This is a genomic window from Pseudoalteromonas issachenkonii (genome assembly GCF_002310795.1).
GTDB classification, from domain to species: domain Bacteria; phylum Pseudomonadota; class Gammaproteobacteria; order Enterobacterales; family Alteromonadaceae; genus Pseudoalteromonas; species Pseudoalteromonas tetraodonis.
Window position 1 is genome coordinate 1,131,234 of sequence record NZ_CP011030.1, and the last position, 25,354, is coordinate 1,156,587.

Annotated in this window: 21 protein-coding genes and 1 tRNA gene; 16 read left to right on the plus strand and 6 right to left on the minus strand. The window is 40.9% G+C overall.

Going from position 1 to position 25,354, the window contains the following annotated elements:
- Window positions 1-284: 284 nt before the first annotated feature.
- On the minus strand, window positions 285-2,117 hold the full coding sequence (locus tag PISS_RS05235) for a DEAD/DEAH box helicase (protein ID WP_016899447.1): 1,833 nt from the start codon (window positions 2,115-2,117) through the stop codon (window positions 285-287).
- Window positions 2,118-2,277: 160 nt separating this feature from the next.
- The gene (locus tag PISS_RS05240; protein WP_008114535.1) at window positions 2,278-2,541 is read right to left on the minus strand and encodes a GrxA family glutaredoxin; all 264 of its coding nucleotides are present in this window, start codon (window positions 2,539-2,541) and stop codon (window positions 2,278-2,280) included.
- Between the two features lie 289 nt (window positions 2,542-2,830).
- Between PISS_RS05240 and PISS_RS05245 the strand changes: the two genes are divergently transcribed.
- Window positions 2,831-3,277 carry an Hsp20 family protein gene (locus PISS_RS05245; protein WP_016899448.1) on the plus strand — a complete coding sequence of 149 codons (447 nt, stop codon included), beginning with the start codon at window positions 2,831-2,833 and terminating at the stop codon, window positions 3,275-3,277.
- 59 nt (window positions 3,278-3,336) lie between these two features.
- Here PISS_RS05245 and PISS_RS05250 read toward each other — a convergent pair whose 3' ends face one another.
- From PISS_RS05250 to PISS_RS05265, 4 genes are all read right to left on the minus strand, one after another.
- Window positions 3,337-3,849, minus strand: a complete 513-nt coding sequence (locus tag PISS_RS05250; RefSeq protein WP_058154380.1) for a hypothetical protein — start codon at window positions 3,847-3,849, stop codon at window positions 3,337-3,339.
- The gene (locus PISS_RS05255; protein ID WP_058154381.1) at window positions 3,846-5,036 is read right to left on the minus strand and encodes a peptidyl-prolyl cis-trans isomerase; all 1,191 of its coding nucleotides are present in this window, start codon (window positions 5,034-5,036) and stop codon (window positions 3,846-3,848) included. The genes PISS_RS05250 and PISS_RS05255 overlap by 4 nt, the downstream gene beginning before the upstream one ends.
- Window positions 5,036-6,049 carry a phospholipase C/P1 nuclease family protein gene (locus tag PISS_RS05260; protein ID WP_058154382.1) on the minus strand — a complete coding sequence of 338 codons (1,014 nt, stop codon included), beginning with the start codon at window positions 6,047-6,049 and terminating at the stop codon, window positions 5,036-5,038. Before PISS_RS05260 ends, PISS_RS05255 begins: the two co-directional genes overlap by 1 nt.
- A 160-nt stretch (window positions 6,050-6,209) precedes the next feature.
- Window positions 6,210-7,790, minus strand: a complete 1,581-nt coding sequence (locus tag PISS_RS05265; protein ID WP_058154383.1) for a cryptochrome/photolyase family protein — start codon at window positions 7,788-7,790, stop codon at window positions 6,210-6,212.
- A gap of 224 nt (window positions 7,791-8,014) precedes the next feature.
- Here PISS_RS05265 and PISS_RS05270 point away from each other — a divergent pair.
- From PISS_RS05270 to PISS_RS05340, 15 genes are all read left to right on the plus strand, one after another.
- Window positions 8,015-8,091: transfer RNA gene (locus PISS_RS05270), tRNA-Met, on the plus strand.
- Between the two features lie 279 nt (window positions 8,092-8,370).
- Complete coding sequence (rimP, locus tag PISS_RS05275) at window positions 8,371-8,826, plus strand: ribosome maturation factor RimP (protein WP_008114543.1); 456 nt, start codon at window positions 8,371-8,373, stop codon at window positions 8,824-8,826.
- Between the two features lie 38 nt (window positions 8,827-8,864).
- Window positions 8,865-10,364 (plus strand): transcription termination factor NusA, encoded by a 1,500-nt coding sequence (gene nusA / locus PISS_RS05280; protein ID WP_013464535.1) that lies wholly within the window; start codon window positions 8,865-8,867, stop codon window positions 10,362-10,364.
- Window positions 10,365-10,389: 25 nt separating this feature from the next.
- Window positions 10,390-13,047, plus strand: coding sequence for a translation initiation factor IF-2 (gene infB / locus PISS_RS05285; protein WP_013464536.1), 2,658 nt, complete (start codon window positions 10,390-10,392; stop codon window positions 13,045-13,047).
- A gap of 157 nt (window positions 13,048-13,204) precedes the next feature.
- Window positions 13,205-13,612 carry a 30S ribosome-binding factor RbfA gene (gene rbfA, locus PISS_RS05290; protein WP_008467148.1) on the plus strand — a complete coding sequence of 136 codons (408 nt, stop codon included), beginning with the start codon at window positions 13,205-13,207 and terminating at the stop codon, window positions 13,610-13,612.
- Window positions 13,612-14,556, plus strand: a complete 945-nt coding sequence (truB, locus tag PISS_RS05295) for a tRNA pseudouridine(55) synthase TruB (RefSeq protein ID WP_013464537.1) — start codon at window positions 13,612-13,614, stop codon at window positions 14,554-14,556. Before rbfA ends, truB begins: the two co-directional genes overlap by 1 nt.
- 109 nt (window positions 14,557-14,665) lie before the next feature.
- Entirely contained in the window at window positions 14,666-14,935 is a 270-nt protein-coding gene (gene rpsO, locus PISS_RS05300; protein ID WP_006793376.1) for a 30S ribosomal protein S15, read from the plus strand.
- A gap of 362 nt (window positions 14,936-15,297) precedes the next feature.
- Window positions 15,298-17,424, plus strand: a complete 2,127-nt coding sequence (gene pnp, locus PISS_RS05305) for a polyribonucleotide nucleotidyltransferase (protein ID WP_013464538.1) — start codon at window positions 15,298-15,300, stop codon at window positions 17,422-17,424.
- A 185-nt stretch (window positions 17,425-17,609) separates the two neighbouring features.
- On the plus strand, window positions 17,610-18,482 hold the full coding sequence (gene nlpI / locus PISS_RS05310; RefSeq protein ID WP_013464539.1) for a lipoprotein NlpI: 873 nt from the start codon (window positions 17,610-17,612) through the stop codon (window positions 18,480-18,482).
- Window positions 18,466-19,605, plus strand: coding sequence for a hypothetical protein (locus PISS_RS05315; RefSeq protein WP_058154384.1), 1,140 nt, complete (start codon window positions 18,466-18,468; stop codon window positions 19,603-19,605). Before nlpI ends, PISS_RS05315 begins: the two co-directional genes overlap by 17 nt.
- A gap of 289 nt (window positions 19,606-19,894) precedes the next feature.
- Entirely contained in the window at window positions 19,895-22,687 is a 2,793-nt protein-coding gene (locus tag PISS_RS05320) for a monovalent cation/H+ antiporter subunit A (RefSeq protein WP_058154385.1), read from the plus strand.
- Window positions 22,687-23,034 (plus strand): Na+/H+ antiporter subunit C, encoded by a 348-nt coding sequence (locus PISS_RS05325; RefSeq protein ID WP_013464542.1) that lies wholly within the window; start codon window positions 22,687-22,689, stop codon window positions 23,032-23,034. The genes PISS_RS05320 and PISS_RS05325 overlap by 1 nt, the downstream gene beginning before the upstream one ends.
- Window positions 23,031-24,548, plus strand: a complete 1,518-nt coding sequence (locus tag PISS_RS05330; protein ID WP_024602786.1) for a monovalent cation/H+ antiporter subunit D — start codon at window positions 23,031-23,033, stop codon at window positions 24,546-24,548. Before PISS_RS05325 ends, PISS_RS05330 begins: the two co-directional genes overlap by 4 nt.
- Window positions 24,548-25,084, plus strand: coding sequence for a Na+/H+ antiporter subunit E (locus PISS_RS05335; RefSeq protein ID WP_016899457.1), 537 nt, complete (start codon window positions 24,548-24,550; stop codon window positions 25,082-25,084). Before PISS_RS05330 ends, PISS_RS05335 begins: the two co-directional genes overlap by 1 nt.
- Window positions 25,078-25,347, plus strand: coding sequence for a K+/H+ antiporter subunit F (locus PISS_RS05340; RefSeq protein ID WP_008114565.1), 270 nt, complete (start codon window positions 25,078-25,080; stop codon window positions 25,345-25,347). The genes PISS_RS05335 and PISS_RS05340 overlap by 7 nt, the downstream gene beginning before the upstream one ends.
- Window positions 25,348-25,354: the final 7 nt, after the last annotated feature.

The following is a 25,354-nucleotide window of genomic DNA, read 5'->3' on the forward strand; positions in this document are numbered from 1 at the left end:
AATCTGAGTTTTGGATAATAAAGCTATCTCAAGCAGCTTTTTCAACGCTAATTACGTTGAATTTACTTACAATAGGCTAGCTATTGACGCGTAATTTCGCCTTGTTTTCACTGCAATCTCTGGTTAGAGAAAACAAAAAAATATTTTTTAATTCAATCTGTTAGTTAAGTGCCTAATACTGACTTGCGGCTTCAAGTTACGGAAATTAAGCAGATACCTGAATCCCAGACACAAAAAAGCCTTGGCACTTTCATGCCAAGGCTTTTTTTCTAAAGAGTCGTTGCTTACTTAGCGGTAAAGCTAACTGGGCGACGTTCTTTACGAGGGCCGCTACGCTTATCAGGGCGTTGACCATCTTTATTAAAGCTACGCTTCTTGTCACCAGCAGGGCGTTCAGAACGCTCGCCGCGTGGCTCAGAAGGGCCTTGATCTTGTGTTAATGTCATACCCATTGGGCGTTTACAAATAAACACTTTCTGGAAGTGATCAAGTACATCTTTAGGCATGTTTTGCGGTAATTGTACCGTACTGTGACTGTCGTGAAGACGAATGTCACCAATAAACTTGCTTGAAATGTCTGCTTCGTTAGCAATTGCGCCAACAATGTTCTTAACCTGAACACCATGCTCACGACCTACTTCGATACGGTATGTATCCATAGGGCCTGCATCACGGCTGTTACGCTCGCGTGGTTTACGCTCAGCGCGCTCACCACCGCGTTCAGGGCGTTCGTTACGACGACCACGGTCATTGCTACGAGGATTACGATCATTACGTTCGTTACGCTCACGCGGTTGAATCTTAACTTCTTCAACTTTAATTGGAGATTGTTGCTGTGCTAAACACAGTAACGCACCCGCTAAGTCTTCAGGAGCAAGCTCAAGTTTTTGTGCCATGTTGGCAGCCACTTCATTGAAGAAAGTTATATCTTTGTTTTCAAGAGCAAGCGTAAGCTTTTCTTGTAAGGCATTGATACGTTTTTCTTCAACAACTTTAGCTGTAGGTAATTCAACTTGTGCGATTTCAGATTTAGTATGACGAATGATATTTTTAAGTAAATAACGCTCGTTATGCTTAACGAAAAGAATCGCTTTACCAGTACGACCAGCACGACCTGTACGGCCGATACGGTGAACGTAGGCTTCAGAGTCTTGTGGAATGTCGTAGTTGATAACTAAGCTTAAACGGTCTACATCAAGACCACGTGCCGCTACGTCTGTTGCAATAACAACGTTTAGCATGCCGCTTTTTAAACGATCAACCGTGCGCTCACGCGCTTGCTGGTTCATGTCACCGTTAAGTGGCGCTGCAGAGAAACCTTCGCGCTCTAATAACTCAGCAAGTTGCACTGTATCGTTACGCGTACGTACGAAAACAATAGCACCTTCATATTGTTCAGCTTCTAAGAAACGAACAATCGCTTTATTTTTATGTACGTGTGCATTCCAAAACACTTGTTCAACTGATGATACAGTTGAGTTGCGCGCAGAAATATGAACCTGTTCAGGGTTATTCATATATTTGCTGCTGATGTTTTGAATTTGCTTAGGCATAGTCGCAGAGAAAAGACATGTTTGCTTTTCACGCGGTGTTTTTTCCATGATGCTTTCTACATCATCGATAAAGCCCATACGTAGCATTTCATCGGCTTCATCAAGTACAAGTGCTTGTAAAGCATCAAACTTGATAGTGCCACGGTTTATGTGATCGATTAAGCGACCTGGTGTAGCAACGATAATCTGTGCGCCACGACGAAGTGCGCTCAGCTGGATGCTGTAGCTCTGGCCACCATAAAGTGCCAATACTTCAACACCACGAGTGTGTTTTGCATATTGTTCAAATGCCTCAGCTACTTGGATCGCAAGCTCACGGGTAGGTGTGAGTACAAGGATCTGTGGCTGTTTCACAGACGGGTCAATATTATTTAGTAATGGCAGTGCAAATGCTGCTGTTTTACCTGTACCCGTTTGTGCTAGTCCCAGTACGTCCTTTCTTTCTAGCAATAACGGTATACATTGAGCTTGGATTTCAGATGGTGTCTTGTAACCCAACTCTTCAACTGCCTTTAAAATTGCAGGAGAAAGATTTAGAGATTCAAACGTGACTGGTTCTGACATTAATACGCCTCAACGAATTTAAAGAGGCGCGCATTGTATAGGAAATGCGAGGCAAATGCTTGTATAAATTACAACTAATTTATATGTGTTTGATGTTGGTCGAAATTTAACCAGCTTCAATTGTGCGTTAATTGAGCTGGTTAACACTCTGTCTACAAAATTACTGGTAAAGGCCTAGGTTTTCTTTAGCATAAGCTTCAAATTCAGTGAATCCACCAATATGAGTTTGGTCTACAAAAATCTGCGGTACGGTTGGGCATGGTTTGCCTGCAGACTTCTCTAAATCTTCTTTACTGATACCTTCTTTGATGATGTCGATGTAGCGGTATTTAAAATCATCGCGATCATTAGCAAGTTGCTCTGCAACATCTTTAGCGCGAACACAAAAAGGGCAGCCTTCACGGCCAAAAATTACTGTTAACATAACGCTCTCCTCAAATTAGTTGACCCTAGTGTAACTAATTTCATTTTTTATTACAGTGCAAAAAAACGATTATTGCGTTCGCTTTTTTTAGGGCCTGTAAAAAAATAAAAATATTTTATAAAAAAATCTTGAAATAAAATTGCCCGCCCATAAATAGTTATTTGAGGACGCCTGATGGGTCTTCAGTAAATCAGAACTATTTGAAAATTATATTATTAATTAACTTTTGCCGTTACTTGTTCAAACGAAAAGTAGCAGCAATATATCGCTTAAATATGAGGATATTATTATGCGTACAGTAGATTTATCACCCCTATACCGTTCATTCATTGGTTTCGATCATTTAGCATCATTAATGGATGCCGCTGCACGAACTGATAAGCAGCCAAGTTTTCCTCCTTATAACATCGAAGCGCTTGATAAAGACAAGTACCGTATCACTATGGCAGTCGCTGGATTTAGTGAAGACGAGTTAAGCTTACAATCTGAAAACAACACTTTGGTTGTATCAGGCACTAAAGCAGGTAAAGAGCAAAATGATGAGCGCAAATTTATTCATCAAGGGATTGCCGAGCGTAACTTTGAGCGTAAGTTCCAGTTAGGCGACCACGTTAAAGTACTTGGTGCAGACTTAGCCAATGGCTTACTAAGCATCGATCTTGAACGTGAGATTCCAGAAGCGCTTAAGCCACGTAAAATCGAGATTGGCTCAGGCAATATGCTAGAAAGCAAATAGTTAAGCTAGCACACGTATTTTCCCTGTGAAAAGCCGCCATTTGGCGGCTTTTTGCGTTGTTAGTCTTTTAAGTTTATTTGCATTTGTTTTAAAGCGTTAATTTTATCTATCGCAACTTGCAGTTGTTCTTGTGAAAGCTTTTTTTGTCGGCCTTTAGCCAGTAATTCTTCAAGTTTTAATATTTTGGCTTTTGCAGCAATAACAAAACGTTGCTCTAGCTGTCTTTGCTGTTCAAGGTGGAAATCTTGATATGCCTGGTGATTATTTAAATCACCGCCGTACTGAGCAACTGGCTGAGTATTTTTTACTATGTTGGGTAAATAGGCAGGAGAGGTTATTGGTGGCAAAGGCTGAGGGCTCGTATTGTTAGTTGTAACCGTGTTTAATTGCGTGCTTTTCAGCTCTTGGGTCATGTCAGCAGTAGTCAGCTCAAGTGACGTTATTTGCTTAACACTTTTAGCTTGGTTAAGGGAATCAATATTCTTTATCGTTGGTTTACTAGTATATTGAGTAAAAAGTGCGTACATACCAACACAAGCTACAACAACAGAAACGAAAACTTTTTTGCTCATAAAATTACTCCTGTCTTATTTTGCCACTTGAGCCAAGTATCCTCATACTGTTGTACCGCTTTTTGTTTTGCGATGGCCTTTGTTGCTTGGTATCGAACGGTTTCATCTTCTGGCGAAAAGTACTCAAACTGATGCTCATAACTGTGTATCACCACCCATTCACCACTGGGTGTTCGTATAACAGGAGAAATAGTGTTTTCTTTAGTTGTGAACGCAAGTTGTACAACCCAGCTACTTTTGTTTTTACGGTTTAATTCACTGTTGTATTGAGCATATATATCTTGTTTTCCTGATATTACTAATGCTTGTTTTAGCGTTTTGTTAACGGCCAAGGTGCGAAAACCTACAGCATTGGCTCGATGAGCAAATTGAGCTCCATGGGCTTTTACGTGGCTTAAAAATTTAAACTGTGATTTATTGGCTTGATAAAATGCTTTAATTTCGCTTTTGTTTACTTGTTTCTCTAGTTTTTCAAGAACGGGGCTTTGCATATGCATCATTGTATTTATACCTAGCCAGCTTTGAATGGAGGGGCGCAGAATATCTCCTTTAGCTATTTCATACAGATGTTCAATATCAATATTCTGTTTTGCCAAAATCGGTTTGGCTTTTGAAAACGCTATATTGAATTGCCGTTTTTTTATTAATTCACTTTTGAATAGTTCACTATCTCCTTTGTGGAGTTTAAAGCGTACCTGCATTGATAGTGAATCGACAAATTCATATAAATTAATGGCGTTATACAAAAGAGGGGTTAAATCAAACTGCTGCATTTTTTTGATGGCGCTTTGCACATACTGGCCATTTTTAGGGTAGGGCCCTAATGTGTGTTTAAGCCATTGGTTATCATAAGTTTCAAGCTTTATCGGGCTTGACTGTGCGATTATAGCTAATTGTGAATCGAACAGATTTTTTAAGTAACGTTCAACATGGTATTGAGTACTAAAACCAACGGCAGATTGTCGTTTTATTATCGCAGGTGTTTTTAGCGCAGCTTGTTGTAATAAAAACTGATTCTCATACAGACGAGTTCTAACTTCATTGATTGTAATATCAGGGTTGTGCTTTAAATAAGCACGATGCATAAAGTTAATTTCATCACTGCTGTATTGTGTAAATGATGCCATTACTAGGGAGTGGTAAAACACACCTAGTAATGTAATCACTAAAATAGCTATTTTTTTCATTAGCGAGCAACCATGGCGTGGTTTAATAAGTGCACCACCATTGCTATTGCATGGGGCACGACCTGCTTAGCTATATTAAGGCGATCAAAATGATCTTCTGAGTTGAGTACAATCCCACCTTGTGCATAAGAAAATGAACCGCCTTGAGTTAATAATGGGCGAACATCTTGGCTATTTTTATCTAAAGGCGAGAACGTTTGCATTGCTTGAGTAACGAGTGATAAATCGTTGAGCTGCTCTTGGTCATAGTAATCGTTTACCCAACTTTCCCAGCTAGAATGATTTAGATCTGATGTGGTCCATGTGTGGTGAGGTTGTAATAAATCAGTAGTATGGAACACAAACCCTAATACTTGCGGATTGCCGCTTTGTAAGTAACTTTGATACCAATATTGCCCTAAATTATCGATAGGTTGAAATGGCATTTCTTCAAAGTCATCGTACATAGAATAGGTTGAGTTGCTATCGATTCTATAGTGAGATTCTGTCACACCATAACTGTTATATTTTGAAGAATCGGCATTAAACCAACCTGTTTCTCCCCCTTTACCATCATCAAGATAGTCACCTTTAAGCCAAGCAGATGCAAGATTATCAATAGTGCCCCAAACAGTGAGCTTTTCATAATTATAACCACCAAAATCGTTTCCATGTTGGTCTGCACCTTGGGTATGATTTTGAAAATGCCAATAGCTTGTATATTTAACTATACTTTGCGCTGCTCCCCATACTGGCGCTTGAACACATGAACCTGTAATAGCACCACAGAAAAAGGTGTCTTCAAAGTCATCTACATCATAAGCAGCTTGTCCAAGCAGCTCGGCTAATTCAGAGATAGTCAGATTGTTTTGTTCGGCGTACTGTCGTAGGGCTGCATATTCAGTACTAGTTGGGTGCTGCTGCATATAGTTAACAGCATCAAGAACAATACGTTTGTGAGTTTCTTGACTAAAAGCTTGAGCTTGGCTTGTACTCAGTAGTAAAAGTGTCGCTGCAATTAATTGTTTTTTCATTTTATTCTCATCATAGTCTGGAGTAAGAGATGCAATTAAAAAATAAGCTCATTACACTGACATGACAAACAGATTAAACATTTAATTAACAATATTACCTGTATTTGGTACTTTAATATTAACTATTAAGGATGTTGCCGCCAATTGACGGCATTTGTATTTATAGCTCTTCAATACTATTTAAATAGTGGCTAGCTTGATCTAAAGTTTCTTGGCGTAATGATTCATCTTGTTTATCCCAATTGCGATAAATCATGCCTATTCGTGGATTTTTTTCAAGCCGCTCTCGGTGTGTTTGCATAAATTGCCAATAGAGGCTATTTAACGGGCAAGCGTCTTTTCCTACTTTTTCTTTCACCTTATATTGGCAGCTTTTACAGTAGTCGCTCATTTTATTTATATAGTTGCCGCTAGCCGCATAAGGCTTGGTAGCAATGATGCCATCGTCAGCAAATTGGCTCATCCCTCGTGCGTTAGGCATTTCTACCCATTCAATAGCATCGATATAAACACCCAAATACCATTCATCCACTTCATCAGGGTTAATAGCGGTTAGTAAACAAAAATTACCTATTACCATTAAACGTTGAATATGATGGGCATACGCGCTGTCTAAGCTTTGTGTTAATGAGTGGCTTAAGCAGTTCATTCTTGTTTTACCATTCCAAAAATAACGTGGCAGTGCACGGGTTGCATTAAGCTGGTTTTTGTTAGCGTAATCGGGCATGTTTTTCCAATACACGCCACGCACATATTCGCGCCAACCCAGTACTTGACGAATAAAGCCTTCAACCTGAGAAATAGATATTTCATCTTGGCGTTGTTGGTATTCTTTGACCACACGGTCGATAACATAGCGAGGGTGTAAAATTTTGGCATTTAACGCAAATGATAACCGGCTGTGATAAAAGGTATCTTTATCAGGGCATTGATCTGTCATCGCATCTTGAAATTGACCAAAGCGGGGGAGTAAATGTGCACAAAAGTGATCAAGTGCGCTTATTGCTTGTTTACGGGTTGTTGGCCAGCTTAATTGGGTTTCTATTTGCCCAAAGTATTTTATTTTATGTTTATCTAAACGCTCAATGATGGTGCTAACATCATTTTTAAATAATTTGGGTTTGGGGATATCGGCTAAATCGCTTTTTGAAAACTTATTACGGTTATTCGCATCAAAATTCCATTGACCGCCATGAGGTTTGTCATCGTCCATTAAAATATCAAACTGCTTTCGCATTGCCCGATAAAAATGCTCCATAGTGACGTGTTTATCTTTTTTAAAGCGTTTGTCTATATCGTTAAATGCTAATAAAAAATGCTCGCTGTCACAGGCAGTCACAGCTAATTCGCTGTCACAGGCAGTCACAGCTAATTCGCTGTTAGTGGCAAAGTCGTGCAGTTGTGTTTTTAAACGGTACTCATCTGGGTATTGATATTCAATTGAGGTGCATTCATGCTGCTTAGCTAATCGAGTTAAAAGAGCGGGTAAGTTATCATCGTCTTTGGTGTCATCTAACGTTAAATGCAACACGTTAAAGCCGGCATCTTTTAAGGCGTTAGCGAAGTTTTCCATGGCTTTAAAAAAGGCTGATATTTTTTGCACGTGATGCTTTACGTACTGCGCTTCTTGCATGAGCTCGGCAATAACAAACACGGTGTCATCGGATTTATCTTTAAACCAAGAATGAGCGGGGTTTAGCTGGTCACCTAAAATTAGTTTTAAGGTTTTGAATTTTTTCATAATGAGCCAAAATTATTTTTATACGCTGTATTTTAAAAAGCGATCGATTTCTACATGTCGTTTTAATCATAGAGCAAAGCAATAAACAGCATTGCTTTTTTTATCAACTTATTACTTATTGTGGTTGCTAATTTAGGCGTACATCTTTATAATAGCGGCCATTGTTTAGTAGGTTATAAAATTTACTAACAGCGATATTAAGTTATTAACTTTTTATCTATTGGCGCGGGATGGAGCAGTCTGGTAGCTCGTCGGGCTCATAACCCGAAGGTCGTTGGTTCAAATCCGGCTCCCGCAACCAATCTTAATAGTAGGTTTATGCTTACTACTTTATATCGCGCATTCTAAGTAATGCGCGTTTTGCGTTTAAGCTAATGAAGTTTAATTTGGTCAGGATACTGACTCGCAACCAAGCTTGGCCCTAGGCCACACAGTTTTGCGTTTTTTGGTGTGACGCCCCGCTTGGTTCGGGGCGTTGTTGTATCTGCACCGTTTGATTTAATGTTTATCGATTAAATCAAAATTTAAACTCAGTATTTTAGGGCTATAAGCCCTTTTTTTGTTTGTATGGAGGATTTTCGTGACAAAACTTGAACAAGATTTAGTAACCATGTTAACGCCTGCGGTAGAAATGTTAGGCTTTGAATTACATGGGCTTGAGTTTGTACAAGCGGGTCGCCATTCTACCTTAAGAGTATACATTGCTCATGAGGATGGGATTTCAGTTGACAACTGCGCCGATGCAAGTCGTCAAATTAGTGCGATTTTAGACGTCGAAGACCCAATTACAAACGAATACGATTTGGAAGTGTCGTCTCCTGGTGTTGATCGTCCATTATTCAAACAAGATCACTACGAGCAGGCGCAAGGAGAGGAAGTACGCGTGCGTACTAAGCTTCCACAAGATGGTCGCCGTAATTTTAAAGGCGACTTAATAGCAGTTAGCAGCGATATGATCACACTATCTAGCGATGGTGCGGAGCATTTAATCATGCTTAGTAACATTGAACGTGCGAACATAATCGCAAAGTTTTAATTCGAGTGCGAAGGAATAGGGCAAGCGAGGCATTACCCATGGCAAAAGAAATATTATTGGTTGCTGAAGCCGTTTCCAATGAGAAAGCGGTTCCAAAAGAAAAGATTTTTGAAGCTCTAGAGTTCGCATTAGCGACAGCGACAAAGAAAAAGCATGATGGTGAAATTGATGTACGTGTTGCAATTGACCGTAAAACCGGCGATTACGATACCTTCCGTCGCTGGCAAATAGCTGAAGTTTTAGAAGATGGTTCTTTAGAGAATCCATACAGCGAAATCACGTTAGAAGCTGCTCAAGTTGAAGAACCTGACTTGAAAATGGGCGACTACGTAGAAGAGCAAATTGAATCAATTAAATTTGACCGCATAACAACACAGATGGCTAAGCAAGTGATCGTACAAAAAGTACGTGAAGCAGAGCGCGCCTTAGTCGTTGAAGCATATAAAGATCAAGAAGGCGAGCTGGTAACGGGTGTTGTTAAAAAAGCAACCCGTGATGCAATCGTACTTGATTTAGGTAACAACGCAGAAGCGGTTATTTATCGTGACGACATGCTGCCACGTGAAAACTTCCGCCCGGGTGATCGTATCCGCGGTCTTTTATATGAAGTGAAGCCTGAAGCACGCGGTGCACAATTATTTGTAACCCGTTCTAAACCAGAAATGCTGATGGAATTATTCCGCATTGAGGTACCAGAAATTGGCGAAGAAATGATTGAATTACGCGCTGCAGCACGTGATCCAGGTTCACGCGCTAAAATCGCGGTTAAATCTAACGATAAGCGTATTGACCCTGTTGGTGCGTGTGTTGGTATGCGTGGCGCACGTGTTCAAGCGGTATCGTCAGAACTTGGCGGTGAGCGTGTTGATATCGTACTTTACGATGACAACCCTGCACAGTTTGTTATTAACGCAATGGCACCAGCAGAAGTGGCTTCAATCGTAATGGATGAAGATACACACTCAATGGATATTGCTGTTGAAGCTGATAACTTAGCACAAGCTATTGGTCGTAATGGTCAAAACGTACGTTTAGCAAGCCAATTAACTGGCTGGGAATTAAACGTAATGACCGTTGATGAAATGCGCGCTAAGAACGAAGCTGAGTCAGATAAGTTAATTAACTTATTTACTGAAAACTTAGATATTGATGACGAGTTTGCATCATTACTTATCAACGAAGGTTTCTCAACACTTGAAGAAGTTGCTTATGTACCTGCTTCTGAGTTTTTAGAAATCGACGGCTTAGATGAAGAAACAGTGGACGTATTACGTTCACGTGCAAAAGATGCATTAACAACGAAAGCCCTTAAAACGGAAGAAAGCTTAGAAGGCGCTGAGCCTGCTGAAGACTTACTTGCGCTTGAAGGCTTAGAGCGTCATTTAGCATTTGTTATGGCAAGTAAGGGTGTAGTAACACTTGAAGACTTAGCTGAGCAAGGCATTGATGAGCTTGTAGATATTACAGAGCTATCTTCAGAGAAAGCGGGCGAGCTAATTATGGCTGCACGTAATATTTGTTGGTTTGCAGACGAGTAATTTATTAACGGAGGTATTAGAGACTATGGCAGAAGTAAATGTTGAAAAACTAGCCGGTGATATAGGTACAACTGTTGATAAATTACTACAGCAGTTTTCACAAGCCGGTATTACTAAACAAGCAGGCGATAATGTAACTGAAGCTGAAAAAGCGACGTTACTTGATCACCTAAGCAAGCAACATGGTGGCACGGGCTCTGAAGGCCCTGCTCGCATGACATTGCAACGTAAGAGCAAAAGCACATTAAGTGTGACGGGCTCTACGGGTAAAGCAAAAGCTGTGCAAGTTGAAGTTCGTAAAACACGCACTTATGTGAAAAAAAGTGCCGTTGAGCAAGAACAAGAACAGCAACGTCTAGCCGCTGAAGAAAAAGCACGTCTTGAAGAGCAGCAAAAAGCTGAACAAGCCGCTGCTGAATTAAAGGCAAAACAAGAGGCAGAACGTAAAGCAAAAGAAGACGCTGATCGTAAAGCCAAAGAAGAAGCTAAACGCAAAGCAGATGCTGAGCGTAAAGCGAAACAACAGCAGATGACCCCTGAGCAAAGTGCTAAGTCTGAGAAAGATCGCATCGAAGCTGAGCGTCTGCAAAAAGAAGCAGAAGAGGCCGCATTGAAGAAAGCTGAAGAAGAAGCGAAACGTCAAGCAGAAGAGGCAAGAAAGCTAGCTGAAGAGAACTCAGCACGCTGGAAGAAAGAAGAAGAAGAACGTAAGAAACGCGAAGAAACCGCGGATCACCACCTTACGACTTCAACGTACGCACGTGAAGCAGAAGATGTAGCTGATGCTCGCGAAGAGCAAGGCTCTCGCCGTGCGAAGAAAAAGAAAAAAGCGCCAGCAAAAGATAAATTTGCAGCGTCTAAAGGTAAAAAAGGTAAGCTAAAAGCGCCAGCGTCATTACAGCACGGTTTCCAAAAACCAACGGCTGATGTTAAAAACGAAGTGCGTATTAGTGAAACAATTACAGTTGCTGAGCTTGCATCACGCATGGCGGTTAAAGGTGCTGAAGTTGTAAAAACTATGATGAAAATGGGTGACATGGTTACTATTAACCAAGTTATTGACCAAGAAACTGCTCAACTTGTAGCAGAAGAAATGGGCCATAAAGTTATCATCGTTAAAGAAAACGAATTAGAGCAAACAGTACTTAATGACCGCCATGAAGATGGTAAGTCAGAGCCACGTGCGCCAGTAGTAACTGTTATGGGTCACGTTGACCACGGTAAAACATCGACGCTTGATTACATTCGTTCAGCTAAAGTTGCATCAGGCGAAGCCGGTGGTATTACACAGCACATTGGTGCATACCACGTTGAAACTAACGGCAACATGATCACTTTCTTAGATACTCCGGGTCACGCCGCATTTACATCAATGCGTGCTCGTGGTGCAAAAGCAACTGATATCGTAATCCTAGTAGTTGCAGCTGATGATGGCGTAATGCCACAAACTAAAGAAGCGGTACAGCATGCTCGCGCAGCTGGCGTTCCTTTAATTATTGCTGTTAACAAAATGGATAAAGAAGGCGCAGATCCAGATCGCGTTAAAAACGAACTAGCTCAGCTAGACGTTATCCCAGAAGAGTGGGGCGGCGATACACAGTACGTGCACATTTCAGCAAAAACTGGTTTAGGTATTGATGACCTGCTAGAAGCTGTATTAATGCAATCTGAGCTTTTAGAGTTAAATGCGCCGACCGAAGGTATGGCTGCAGGTGTTGTTATTGAATCACGTCTTGATAAAGGCCGTGGTCCTGTTGCGTCTATTCTTGTTCAGTCAGGTACGCTTAATCAAGGTGACATTGTATTATGTGGTCTTGAATACGGCCGTGTTCGTGCAATGCGCGATGAAAACGGTAAAGACATTAAGTCTGCCGGTCCTTCTATTCCAGTTGAGATTTTAGGTCTGTCTGGTATTCCAGCTGCCGGTGATGAAGCAACTGTAGTTAAAGATGAGCGTAAAGCGCGTGAAGTTGCACTTTACCGTCAAGGTAAATTCCGCGATGTTAAACTAGCGCGTCAACAAAAAGCGAAGCTTGAAAACATGTTTACTAACATGACTGAAGGCGACGTATCTGAAGTTAACGTGGTACTTAAAGCAGACGTTCAAGGTTCAATCGAAGCAATTTCAGACTCATTAACTAAGCTTTCTACTGATGAAGTAAAAGTGAAGATTGTTGGTTCTGGTGTTGGTGGTATCACTGAAACTGATGCAACTCTTGCGGCAGCGTCTAACGCGATTGTGGTTGGCTTCAACGTTCGTGCTGATGCATCAGCGCGTAAAGTGATTGATTCTGAAAACCTAGATCTTCGTTACTACAGCGTAATCTACGCGCTAATCGAAGAAGTTAAGCAAGCCATGTCTGGTATGCTTGCGCCTGAGTTTAAACAAGAAATCATTGGTCTTGCTGAAGTACGTGACGTATTTAAGTCTCCAAAAATTGGTGCAATTGCCGGTTGTATGGTTACTGAAGGTACTATCAAGCGTAGCGCACCAATTCGTGTACTTCGTGATAACGTGGTTATTTACGAAGGCGAGCTTGAGTCATTACGTCGCTTTAAAGATGACGTTGCTGATGTTCGTAACGGCATGGAATGTGGTATCGGCGTTAAGAACTACAATGATGTTCGCGTTGGTGACCAAATCGAAGTATTTGAAACAGTTGAAGTACAACGTACTCTTTAATTGTTATTAGGTGGTGTTGGACATTCAAGGTTGTACCTCGATAGCCCAACATAACCTATGCTAAGATTTTAAATGGGGGCTCAGCCCCCATTTGTGTATCCATTATTTAGTTAGCTTATTATTATTTTTCAATAAGTTATAATTTTAGGAAAGTGAAATGAGAGAATTTTCTCGCACTGATCGTGTTGCTCAGCAAATTCAAAAAGAAATTGCGGTGATTTTACAACGCGAAATTAAAGATCCACGCTTGGGCATGGTGACAGTGTCTGCGGTAGAAGTATCGCGCGATTTATCTTATGCCAAAGTTTTCATTACTGTGTTTAACACTGAAGATGAAAATGCAGCCAAGCAAAGTGCCAAAGTACTTAACGAAGCAACCGGTTATATCCGCTCGTTGCTAGGTAAACGTATTCGTGCGCGAATCATGCCTGAGCTTAAATTTGTGGTTGATAATTCATTAATGGAAGGGATGCGAATCTCTAACTTAGTGGACTCTATCATTCGTGAAGATAATGCTAAGCATGTTGATGATGAAACAGATAGCGAAGAAGGCACTAAAGACTAATGGCAAGACGCAGTAAAGGCCGTCCAGTTGATGGTATTTTGTTGTTAAACAAACCAGAAGGTATTTCATCAAACAAAGCACTGCAGCAAGCGAAAGGTATTTATTTTGCTCAAAAAGCGGGGCACACTGGTGCGCTCGATCCGCTTGCGACCGGTATGCTGCCTATTTGTTTTGGTGAAGCCACTAAGTTTACCCAGTTTTTACTCGATACAGATAAAACCTATGTTGTGCGAGCAAAACTGGGTGAGCGTACTACCACGTCAGACTCTGATGGTGAAGTGGTCGAAACGCGTGATGTTAATGTTACTGCTGAACTGCTTACACAGGAAATTGCTAAATTTTTAGGTGAGTCAGATCAATACCCATCAATGTACTCAGCGCTTAAATATGAAGGCAAGCCTTTATATAAATATGCGCGTGAAGGCATAGAAGTTCCTCGCAAATGTCGAAAAATTAACGTATTTAGCTTAACGCTTGATGAGTTTGATGAGCAAGCCAACGAAATACAAATGACTGCCCATGTATCTAAAGGCACATATATTCGTACTATCGTTGATGACTTAGGTGAAAACCTTGGCTGCGGCGCGCATGTGATTATGCTGCATCGTAGTGCTGTAGGGCATTACCCAGCAGATAAAATGGTCACACTTGAGCAGTTAGAAACGTTATTAAATCAAGCGAAAGAACAAGACGTTGCGCCTTCTACTTACCTTGACGAACTATTATTGCCAATGGATACCGCGTTAGTTGATTTACCTGTTGTGGAAATTACTAAAGAGCAGGGAATAGCATTTAGCCATGGTCAAGCTGTGGTGCTAGGTAAAGAATTACCTGAAGGTGCAATAAAAGTTCTGGCTGACGGAATCTTTATTGGTACTGGTGAACGTAATCCTGATGGCCATCTAAAATCAAAACGTGGCTTGTCTAATCAGCAACCAGAGTAAAGTTTAACTTGTAGTTATGCTGATAATTGGTAGAATACGCCCGCTTAATCGTTTTGGCTGAATTAGTGATCGGCTAAAGCACCTATTAAATTTAACTTTTGGAGTTATTATGTCACTAAGCAATCAAGAAAAAATCGATATCATTGCTAAATTCGCACGCGCTGAAGGCGACACTGGTTCACCTGAAGTACAAGTAGCATTACTTACTTTTGATATCAACAAGCTTCAAGGTCACTTTGCTGATCACAAGCATGACTTCCACTCACGTCGTGGTCTGCTTCGTAAAGTAAGCACTCGCCGTAAACTGCTTGATTACCTTAAAGGTAAAGATATCTCGCGTTACACTGCGTTAATCAAAGAGCTTGGCCTACGTCGCTAAGAACTTGATTATCAAAAGGGGAGCTTTTTAGCTCCTTTTTTTGTGTCTGAATTTTCTCGCTTTCCCCAGTACTTCTTAGTAAACCCCTTGAAATATCGAATAAAAGCCATACTATTATCTTTCACAAAGCGAATGTTTTTGACATTGCTGCAAGCACTATTTTATCTCGGTGCTAAGCTCGCAATTTTACCTGACTTTGTTATATACTATGGCGCGTAGATAAAAAGGTTTATCTACGGTTATTTACATCATTGCCAATTGTAGTACTTAATTGATTTCCAACTGAATACAATTATGTACTGTAATTGGTACTTTGATGAAAACTTAATTAATACTAAAAATACATTTAAGGAATATTTTAAGTGCAAGCAATTATAAAAGAATTTCAACTAGGTCAACACACAGTGACGCTAGAAACAGGTGCTATCGCCCGTCAAGCAGATGGCGCAGTACTAGCAAGCATTGGCGACACGTCAGTGCTAGTAACGGTTGTTGGTAAGCGTGAAGCTCAACCAGGCCAAGACTTTTTCCCACTAACAGTTAACTACCAAGAGCGTATGTACGCTGCAGGTCGTATCCCAGGTGGTTTCCTTAAGCGTGAAGGTCGTCCTAACGATGGCGAAACGCTAATTGCACGTCTTATTGACCGTCCAATTCGTCCACTTTTTCCAAATGGTTTCGTAAACGAAGTACAAGTTATCGCGACTGTTGTTTCTGTAAACCCTGAAATCCAACCTGATATGGTTGCGATGATTGGTACATCAGCAGCACTTGCTATCTCTGGTATCCCGTTCAGCGGTCCAATTGGTGCATCACGTGTTGGTTACATCAACGGTGAATACGTACTTAACCCAACACTAAAAGAGCTTGAAGAAAGCCAACTTGATTTAGTTGTTGCTGGTACTGATAACGCCGTACTTATGGTTGAATCAGAAGCAGACGTACTTGCTGAAGACGTAATGCTAGGCGCAGTTGTATACGGCCATGAGCAATCACAGTCTATCATCAAGGCAATCAACGAATTTAAAGCAGAAGCAGGCAAACCTACTTGGGATTGGACTGCACCTGAGAAAAACGTTGCATTAGAAGAGAAAGTAGCAACACTTGCTGCTGATAAAGTAGGCGAAGCTTACCGTATTACTGATAAAGTAGCGCGTAAAGAAGCATTAACTGCAGCAAAAGATGCCGTAGTTGAAGCGCTTACTAGCGAACTTGCTGAAGGCGAAACGCTTGATAAGCAAGAAGTAGGTAAAGTATTCGGTTCACTTGAGAAGAAAATCGTTCGTGGCCGTATCGCTGCTGGCGAAAAACGTATCGATGGTCGTGAACCAGATATGATCCGTGCACTAGATGTAATGACGGGCGTACTTCCACGTACTCACGGTTCTGCAATCTTTACACGTGGTGAAACGCAAGCATTAGTAACAGCAACACTTGGTACAGAACGTGACTCACAGTTAATCGATGATTTAACTGGCACGCACAAAAACCACTTTATGCTTAACTACAACTTCCCTCCATTCTGTGTAGGTGAAACGGGTTTTGTAGGTTCTCCTAAGCGTCGTGAAATCGGCCACGGTAACCTAGCTAAGCGTGGTATCCAAGCTGTAATGCCAACATTAACTGAGTTCCCTTACTCAATTCGTGTTGTATCTGAAATCACTGAATCAAATGGTTCATCTTCAATGGCATCGGTTTGTGGTACGTCTCTAGCGCTTATGAACGCGGGTGTACCAATTAAAGCCTCTGTTGCGGGTATCGCGATGGGCCTAGTTAAAGAAGAAGAAAACTTTGTAGTACTTTCAGATATCTTAGGTGATGAAGATCACTTAGGTGACATGGACTTTAAAGTAGCGGGTACAACTAACGGTATCACTGCACTACAAATGGATATCAAGATTGAAGGTATCACGCAAGAAATCATGCAAATCGCGCTTAAGCAAGCTAAAGCAGCTCGTTTACACATTCTAGGTGTGATGGACGAAGCGATTTCTGCACCTTCTGAAGAGTTATCTATGTTTGCTCCGCGTATTTACACGATGCAAATCCCACAGAAGAAAATTGCTGAAGTAATCGGTAAAGGTGGCGCAACTATTCGTCAACTTACTGAAGAAACAGGTACTACGATTGAAATCGGTGATGATGGCACAATCAAAATTGCTGCTACAGACGGTGAAAGTGCAGCAAATGCAATTAGCCGTATTGAGCAATTAACTGCTGAGCTTGAAGTTGGTACTATCTACGAAGGTAAAGTTGTACGTATCGTTGACTTTGGTGCGTTTGTAAATATTCTTCCTGGAAAAGATGGCCTAGTGCATATCTCACAAATCAGCACAGAGCGTGTTAACAACGTTGCTGACCACCTTAGTGAAGGTCAAGAAGTTAAAGTTAAAGTACTAGAAGTAGACCGCCAAGGCCGTGTACGTCTAAGTATTAAAGAAGCAATGGAATCAGCAGCACCTGCAGCTGACGAGTCTAAAGACGCGTAATTGCTAACCTTTCATCCAGATAATTACTGGATAGTATAAAAAGGGGCTGTTTAGCCCCTTTTTTTATGCTTTAATGTTAGCAACCTATTATGTTCAAGACGTTAAGTAACATATAACAAGAATGAACCTTACAAGACAGCTTATGTCTTATCTATTTGCTACTTACCTCGGTATTAAGGATTTTAATGAGACTTAAACATTTAGCCTTGGCATCTTTTGCTATTTTGTCTTTAAGCGCTTGTCAGGCTACTACTAAACCCGCTGCTATTATTAATGTGCCATTTACTGCGCCACTTGCATCAGACTTTAGAAATGAAATTGCCATTGCTCGTTTTTCAGAACTATTAAATAGAGCAGACTTAAGTACAGAGCAACAAGCAAAGCTGTATTATGACCGTGGTGTGCTTTTTGATAGCTTAGGCATGACAACTTTATCGCGAATTGATTTTAACCGAGCAGTTAAACTGAAGCCTGATTTAGCCGAGGTGTATAACTTTTTGGGGATTCAACATACCTTGATGCAGCAATACGAAAAAGCATACGAGTACTTTGATTCAGCCATAGAGTTAGACCAAGAACATGAATATGCGTATTTAAATCGCGGTATTGCTTTGTACTATGGCGATAGAGCCACGCTTGCAAAAGATGACTTTAAAACGTTCTTGGAGCGCTCTCCTAACGATCCTTATCGTGTGCTGTGGCTTTATTTAGCGCAAGCGGCACAAGATAAAACTCAGGCACTCGCTTCGTTAAAAGCTAATGCGGCGGCCCTTGATGAAAACGAATGGGCATATCAGCTTATTGCCTTGTATGTAGGTGATATGAGTGAAAAAGCATTTTTTTCAGGGATAGCCGATGGTGTAAGTTCACAACAAGAATATGCTCAACGTTTATGTGAAGCTTATTTTTACTTAGCTAAACAGCACCAAGCCGCAGGTGAGCTCTCAATTGCAACAGATTACTTTAAGTTGGCGCTGGCAACGAACGTTCACGAATTTATAGAATATAAATATGCGCGTTTAGAGCTTGAGTTGATGGCAAGTGAAAGCGCGGGCTAACTTTTTTAAATTAAGTATTTTATTACTGTGCGCTAGCTTAATTAGTGGCTCCAGTAATAAACAAAATAGCATTGGCTTTTGGCAAGTATTGCACGCCAAAGCCAATGTGATTGACAGTTATTGGCAATTCCCTAGTTACTTTGCATCGCATATTTTACAACTCCCCCCGACCTCATTAGCCACCTTAGCACGCAATAAAATAGCCCATGCACAATACGGATATGGGTTATCATTAATAGCCAATAATCAAACTGAAACCGCCAAGCTCTTTTGGCAAGCAAGCCTCGATGAGATAACAATTAAACAACAAAAACATCTCGCAGCTTCATTGCTTGCTCAACAGCGTTGGCAAGATTTAGCGTTATTAAAAGCCCACAATAAGTTACCTAAAGGGGATGCCTTTTATCATTTACAGTTACAACAGCATGCTCCCTTCGATGCATTAAACCAATCCTTTATGAATAAATTAGGGTTTTTGGTAGCGAGCGAGCAAATTGAGATACAAAAGCAATGCACATTTAATGTGCTAATGCTGAGCGATCACCGTGATGGTTTATATAGGCTCAACCACTTTGTGAAAAAATACGCACAACACCCAGAGCCTAGTAGTAATGCATTTTGTTTTTCAAAGCCTATATATGTTGGTAATGCAATTGCTTGTAACAGCACTAAAGCAACGCTTGCGCAGTGCGATTGGCAACAGTCATCACTTAAGCAGCGGCTTCCTAAAGGATTCGATTTTGCGATTATGATGCCCAAGCAAGGTACTGCCAATGTGCATCAGGGCTTAATGCATATTAACTCGCAGGCTAATTATGCAGTCTTTTTACATGAATTAATGCACTTTAATGGTTTTGAAGATGAATACGCTTTACCAGCAAAAAAACAAGCTTGGCTTTGTCAGCTTGAGGGGTTGGTTGCCCCTAACTTGTTTATTGCTCATAACACTGATGCGCCAAAAGGATGGCACAAAAGCAAAAGCTGTCAGCAAGGAGGTGTTGCTTATAAGCCAAGCGCACAGTGGTCTATTATGCAATATCAACAGGTTGGACTTTCAGAGCAATATCGGGCTTTGTGGCAAACTCATATAGAGCAACATGCAGATTTATTCCCGCGCTTTTAATCATTAAATAGAGTGCTTTTAGGTTGTTTAACCAATGATTATATGAGCCTATTAAAACTGCTTAAAAGCTGAGCCGGTTTTATCCCAGTTCATTAATTTATAGACTTTTTTGTTTGATTATTGCCCCGCTAGAAGCGCTTTCTATAGACAAAAACCGTGTTTATCAGTATAACTGTACGTATTAATGTTGTTAAAAAACAGATATAAAACGTATACCCAAGTCACTTTGGTATTTAATAATAACAAGTAGCGAATTGATAAACTTTATGATTCAAAAAGGCCCTTCATTATGACTTTGCTCTGGATACCCCTGTTATCCTTATTAGGCAGTGTTATTTCTGCATGCACCGGCAAACTTTCTCGAAATCAGGCAACGAGCCTAACGGCTATTGCGCCTTTAGCCGCGCTTGCAATTACACTTTATCATGCGCCTGCGGTTCTCGCGGGAGAAACCATTCGTTTTAGCGCGCAGTGGATACCTGCTTTAGGGCTGGATATTTCCTTACGCTTAGATGGATTGAGTTTACTGTTTTTATTTATGATTTTAGGAATAGGGCTGCTGGTTATTTTGTATGCCCGTTATTACCTAAGTCAAAACGATTCACTGCCAAAGCTATTCAGTTACTTAATGTTATTTATGACCGCCATGCTGGGCATTGTTATGTCAAACAATGTGATTCAGTTATGGGTATTTTGGGAGCTAACCAGTATTAGCTCGTTCTTGTTGATTAGTTACTGGTGGCATAAATCAGAGGCGCGCAAGGGGGCGCGTATGGCACTGGCGGTAACCGGTGCGGGTGGTTTAGCATTACTGGGCGGCTTAATGCTGCTAGGTGATATTGTTGGAAGCTACAACCTAGACACTATTTTAGCTAGCAAAGCGATTATTCAATCACATGATTTATACGAATTAGCGCTGGTGCTAGTATTACTAGGCGCCTTTACCAAGTCTGCACAATTTCCGTTTCATTTTTGGTTACCCCATGCCATGGCAGCACCTACACCGGTTAGTGCCTATTTACACTCTGCCACTATGGTAAAAGCGGGTATCTTTTTACTTGCGCGTTTTTATCCAGCACTGGCGGGTACCGACACTTGGTTTTTATTAGTCGGTTTGACGGGTTTAACTACACTTTTATTTGGCGCTTACATCGCGCTATTCAAACATGATTTAAAAGGCTTATTAGCCTATTCAACAATTAGTCATTTAGGCCTAATTACTCTATTACTCGGCCTAGACACACAACTTGCAACCGTAGCCGCTATTTTTCATATTATTAACCATGCTACGTTTAAAGCGTCGTTATTTATGGCCACGGGTATTATTGACCATGAAACCGGCACGCGTGATATGCGCAAACTCAATGGCATGTGGCGCTACTTACCTTATACGGCCACATTGGCGATGGTGGCCGCTGCCGCTATGGCGGGTGTACCGCTATTAAATGGTTTCTTATCTAAAGAAATGTTTTTTGCTGAAACACTGCATCAGCAAGTACTTGGCTCTATGTCGTGGTTAATTCCTGTGCTGGCAACCGTTGCAGGTGCGCTGTCGGTAGCGTACTCATCTCGCTTTATTCATGACGTGTTCTTTAATGGTGAACCGATAGACTTACCACGCACCCCTCATGAGGCGCCACGTTATATGCGTGTGCCTATCGAAATTTTAGTGGTGCTATGTATTTTAGTGGGTATTTTTCCGCACTTTGCAGTAGATGGTATTTTATCGGCTGCCTCATTGGCCGTACTTGGTCAAGCTATGCCTGAGTACAAGCTAACTATTTGGCACGGTTTCAATTTACCTCTACTTATGAGTGGTATGGCGGTGATTGGTGGTTTATTTATTTACGTTAATCGTAAGTACTTGTTCCAGTTTCAGGCGTCGTTACCTCCTTTTAACGCTAAAAAAATCTTCGAGCGTTTTTTAGCGGTTGTGGTTAATTGGTGTCAAAACAAAATCCAATCAACAGAAAATGGCTCATTACAACGCTATGTATTTATTATGTTAGGTGTTGTATTACTTGCCTCAGGTTGGCCATTATTTGAAATGAAACAGCTAGCTGGCAGTGTACCTAACACCCCAGTTGATATTCAAAATGCTATAGGTGCAGGGCTACTGATTATTGGTGCTATTGCTACCGTTATTTGGCATCGAATTCGGATGGTGTCGTTATTAATGCTGTCGATTGTGGGATTAATGGTGTCGGTAGCGTTTACACGTTTTTCAGCGCCTGACTTGGCCTTAACGCAACTTACAGTAGAAGTTGCGACCATCATATTATTAATGTTGGCACTGTTTTTCTTACCGCAAAGTACGCCAAGAGAGTCAAGCTCGTTGCGTATTTTACGTGATGTGGTTATTTCCTCTACGGTGGGGGTAATTATTGCTAGTATTTGTTATGCATTACTGACCCGTCCTCTTAATTCAATTTCTGAATTCTTTGTTGCTAATGCTAAAACAGGCGGTGGGGGTACTAACGTTGTTAACGTTATTTTAGTTGATTTTAGGGGCTTTGATACCTTAGGTGAAATCACCGTGTTAGGGATTGCAGCACTGGGTATATTTAAACTGTTATCAAGAATTCCGCTTTATATGCCAGCAAGCGACAGTGAAGGGCGCCCATGGTCTAAAGACCGTCACCCTATTTTATTGGCTTGTATTTCACAAAGCTTATTACCATTGGCGCTATTAGTATCCGCTTATATTTTCTTACGTGGTCATAACTTACCGGGCGGTGGATTTATTGCCGGCCTCGTGACCTCTATTGCCTTTATTTTACAATATATGGCCCATGGTACTGCGTGGATTAATGAACGTTTTGATGTTAACTATCGAAAAATTATTGCATCAGGTATCGCTATCGCCATGTTTACGGGTGTCGGAAGTTGGTTCTTCGATAAACCATTCTTAACTACCTGGTTTGATTACTTTGATATTCTGTTTGTTGGTAAAACAGAGCTAGCTAGCGCCATTGTATTTGACTTGGGCGTGTACTTAACCGTTGTTGGCGCGACGCTAATGATCCTTGCGAGCTTAGGTAATATGACAGCGAACGCAGAGAAAGAAGAGGTAAATATTTAATGGAACTGTTATACGCATCTTGCGTTGGCGTGCTAGTCACCTGTGGTGTGTTCTTATTATTAAGAGCGCGCACATTCCCAGTGGTACTGGGGCTGACAATGATTTCTTACGCGGTTAATTTGTTTTTATTCTCATCAGGGCGCTTAACTATCAATAAAGCGGTGGTACTTGGAACTGGCGCTGATTACGCCGATCCGCTGCCACAAGCCTTAGTATTAACAGCTATTGTGATAGGATTTGCCATGACTGCGTTTGTGGTTATTTTATCGATACGAGGGCGAGCAGATTTAGGGAATGATCATGTTGATGGCACCCTAACCAGAAGTAAACGCAAGGAGAGAAAATGATTCAGCATTTAGCATCTTTGCCTGTTTTAATGCCTATGTTAGCGGCAATCATTCTGCTACTGCCACCGTGTGGCAAAAGTTTATTTGCACGGCGATTAACTTCAAGCCTAATGGCTATTTTAACCTTTGTAATTACAGTATTACTGCTGGTTCAGGTTAAAGATAACGGGATTATTGTTTATGCAATCGGTAACTGGTCAGCGCCGTTTGGTATTGTACTGGTAGCAGATATGCTCTCAACTTTACTGGTTACTTTAACCGCTTTTTTAGGCCTTGGTGTGGTTTTATATGGGTGTGCCGGCGATGACGAGCAAGGCAGCTTTTTCCATCCCTTGGTTCATTTTTTAATATTAGGGGTAAATGGTGCATTTTTAACGGGCGATTTATTTAACGTCTTTGTCTTTTTTGAAGTGTTACTAATTGCTTCTTATGCGCTATTAATGCACGGCGGCGGTAAACCAAAAACACGTGCAGCACTGCATTACGTTATTTTAAACTTAGTTGGCTCAAGTGTATTTTTAATTGGCTTAGGTATTTTATATGGGGTATTGGGTACCCTAAACATTGCTGATATGGCTAATAAAGTACCGCAGTTAACTGGTGATGATGTTTATTTAGCTAAAGCGGGCGGGTTACTATTGCTTGTGGTATTTGCCCTTAAAAGTGCACTATTACCACTGCATTTATGGCTCCCAAATGCCTATTCAAGTGCGACACCTGTGGTTGCTGCATTATTCGCGATTATGACCAAAGTAGGTGTTTACGCCACTTTACGCGTATATACAGTGGTATTTGGTGAGCAAGCCGGTGAACTTGAGCATATGGCGCAGTCTTGGCTATGGGCGTTGGCCATTGCTACCATAGTGATTGGGGCAATCGGGGTGTTGGCAGCACAAGATTTACGTAAGCTTACCGCAAACTTAGTACTGGTTTCTGTGGGTACTTTAGTGGCACTGGTTGCACTTCAAAATATAAACGCCACAGCTGCACTATTGTATTATTTGGTGCACTCAACGTTAGTGACTGCAGCACTATTTTTACTGGCTGATTTAATTGCAACTCAGCGAGGTAAAGCCGGCGACAGATTAGTTGGCGGACGCGCAGTTAAACAACCATTCTTGTTGGGAGCGTGTTTTATTATCGCTGGACTAACCGTCATAGGTATGCCGCCACTTTCAGGTTTTGTAGGTAAAATTTGGATTTTAAAAACCACCTTAAACAGTGAGCAAGCACTGGTATTTTGGCCTGTTTACTTAATTATGAGCTTAGCGTTAATTGTTGCTATATCACGTGCAGGCACGAGTTTGTTTTGGGAGCATAAAGACAAAGGCGGTGAGGCTGCTGATGTTGCTAATGCACATCCGTTGCAAGTTATCGTACTTGTTGGCCTGCTCACAAGCTCAATACTGTTGGTTGTTTTTGGTGATTTGGCAACGCAATATGCACTTGAAACAGCAACTCAACTTCATGATATTAGTGGTGGTATTAATGCGGTACTCAAGGGAGGTCTGTAATGCGCTTAGAAGCTCGTTTTCGTTGGTTACCCACACCGTTTCGTAGTCTATTTTTATTTATAGTATGGCTATTATTAAATAACAGTGTGTCTGTAGGGCATATTATATTGGGTGCATTGTTAGCACTGCTTATTCCTTTATTTAGTATGTCGTTTAGAGATCCACAACCACTCATATTAAAGCCTGGCTTGGCGTTTAAGCAGTTACTTATTGTGCTTTACGATATTATTGTGGCTAATTTACAAGTGGCCTTATTAATACTGGGCCCTTCAAAAAATTTACGTCCAGGTTTTGTTAAAGTGCCTATCGATTTAATGCATGAAATGCCAATTACTATTTTAGCTAGTTGTGTGTCTTTAACGCCGGGTACAGTCAGTGCTGAGGTTTATCCTCTCATTAAGTCACTTAATGAAGACGATGAACCGGCGCAGCGATATTTATTAATTCACGTGTTAGATTTAGATGATGAGCAAGCACTTATCAAACAAATTAAAGCACGCTACGAAGCTCCCCTAAAGGAGATATTTCAATGTTAGATACAGTATTACTGATTGTTTTTTCAATGGTTGGATTGTCATTACTACTAAATCTATGGCGACTTATTATTGGTCCATCAGTACCAGATCGTATTTTGGCGCTCGATACAATGTACATTAACGTTATTGCATTGATTATTTTATATAGCATCAGTATGGGAACAGGTTTATATTTTGAAGCCGCTTTGCTTATCGCAATGTTAGGCTTTATAAGTACGGTGGCAGTATGTAAGTATTTACTTCGTGGCGATATAATTGAGTAAGGTATTA

What these genes read in the sequence shown, in the direction of transcription:
- nusA (WP_013464535.1), top strand. Translation starts at nt 8,865, where the DNA reads ATGGCAAAAGAAATATTATTGGTTGCTGAAGCCGTTTCCAATGAGAAA.
- PISS_RS05255 (WP_058154381.1), bottom strand. Translation starts at nt 5,036, where the DNA reads ATGAAAAAAATAGCTATTTTAGTGATTACATTACTAGGTGTGTTTTAC.
- truB (WP_013464537.1), top strand. Translation starts at nt 13,612, where the DNA reads ATGGCAAGACGCAGTAAAGGCCGTCCAGTTGATGGTATTTTGTTGTTA.
- nlpI (WP_013464539.1), top strand. Translation starts at nt 17,610, where the DNA reads ATGAGACTTAAACATTTAGCCTTGGCATCTTTTGCTATTTTGTCTTTA.
- PISS_RS05235 (WP_016899447.1), bottom strand. Translation starts at nt 2,117, where the DNA reads ATGTCAGAACCAGTCACGTTTGAATCTCTAAATCTTTCTCCTGCAATT.
- PISS_RS05260 (WP_058154382.1), bottom strand. Translation starts at nt 6,049, where the DNA reads ATGAAAAAACAATTAATTGCAGCGACACTTTTACTACTGAGTACAAGC.
- PISS_RS05240 (WP_008114535.1), bottom strand. Translation starts at nt 2,541, where the DNA reads ATGTTAACAGTAATTTTTGGCCGTGAAGGCTGCCCTTTTTGTGTTCGC.
- PISS_RS05340 (WP_008114565.1), top strand. Translation starts at nt 25,078, where the DNA reads ATGTTAGATACAGTATTACTGATTGTTTTTTCAATGGTTGGATTGTCA.
- PISS_RS05320 (WP_058154385.1), top strand. Translation starts at nt 19,895, where the DNA reads ATGACTTTGCTCTGGATACCCCTGTTATCCTTATTAGGCAGTGTTATT.
- PISS_RS05250 (WP_058154380.1), bottom strand. Translation starts at nt 3,849, where the DNA reads ATGAGCAAAAAAGTTTTCGTTTCTGTTGTTGTAGCTTGTGTTGGTATG.
- PISS_RS05325 (WP_013464542.1), top strand. Translation starts at nt 22,687, where the DNA reads ATGGAACTGTTATACGCATCTTGCGTTGGCGTGCTAGTCACCTGTGGT.
- PISS_RS05330 (WP_024602786.1), top strand. Translation starts at nt 23,031, where the DNA reads ATGATTCAGCATTTAGCATCTTTGCCTGTTTTAATGCCTATGTTAGCG.
- PISS_RS05245 (WP_016899448.1), top strand. Translation starts at nt 2,831, where the DNA reads ATGCGTACAGTAGATTTATCACCCCTATACCGTTCATTCATTGGTTTC.
- PISS_RS05335 (WP_016899457.1), top strand. Translation starts at nt 24,548, where the DNA reads ATGCGCTTAGAAGCTCGTTTTCGTTGGTTACCCACACCGTTTCGTAGT.
- rbfA (WP_008467148.1), top strand. Translation starts at nt 13,205, where the DNA reads ATGAGAGAATTTTCTCGCACTGATCGTGTTGCTCAGCAAATTCAAAAA.
- PISS_RS05265 (WP_058154383.1), bottom strand. Translation starts at nt 7,790, where the DNA reads ATGAAAAAATTCAAAACCTTAAAACTAATTTTAGGTGACCAGCTAAAC.
- infB (WP_013464536.1), top strand. Translation starts at nt 10,390, where the DNA reads ATGGCAGAAGTAAATGTTGAAAAACTAGCCGGTGATATAGGTACAACT.
- rpsO (WP_006793376.1), top strand. Translation starts at nt 14,666, where the DNA reads ATGTCACTAAGCAATCAAGAAAAAATCGATATCATTGCTAAATTCGCA.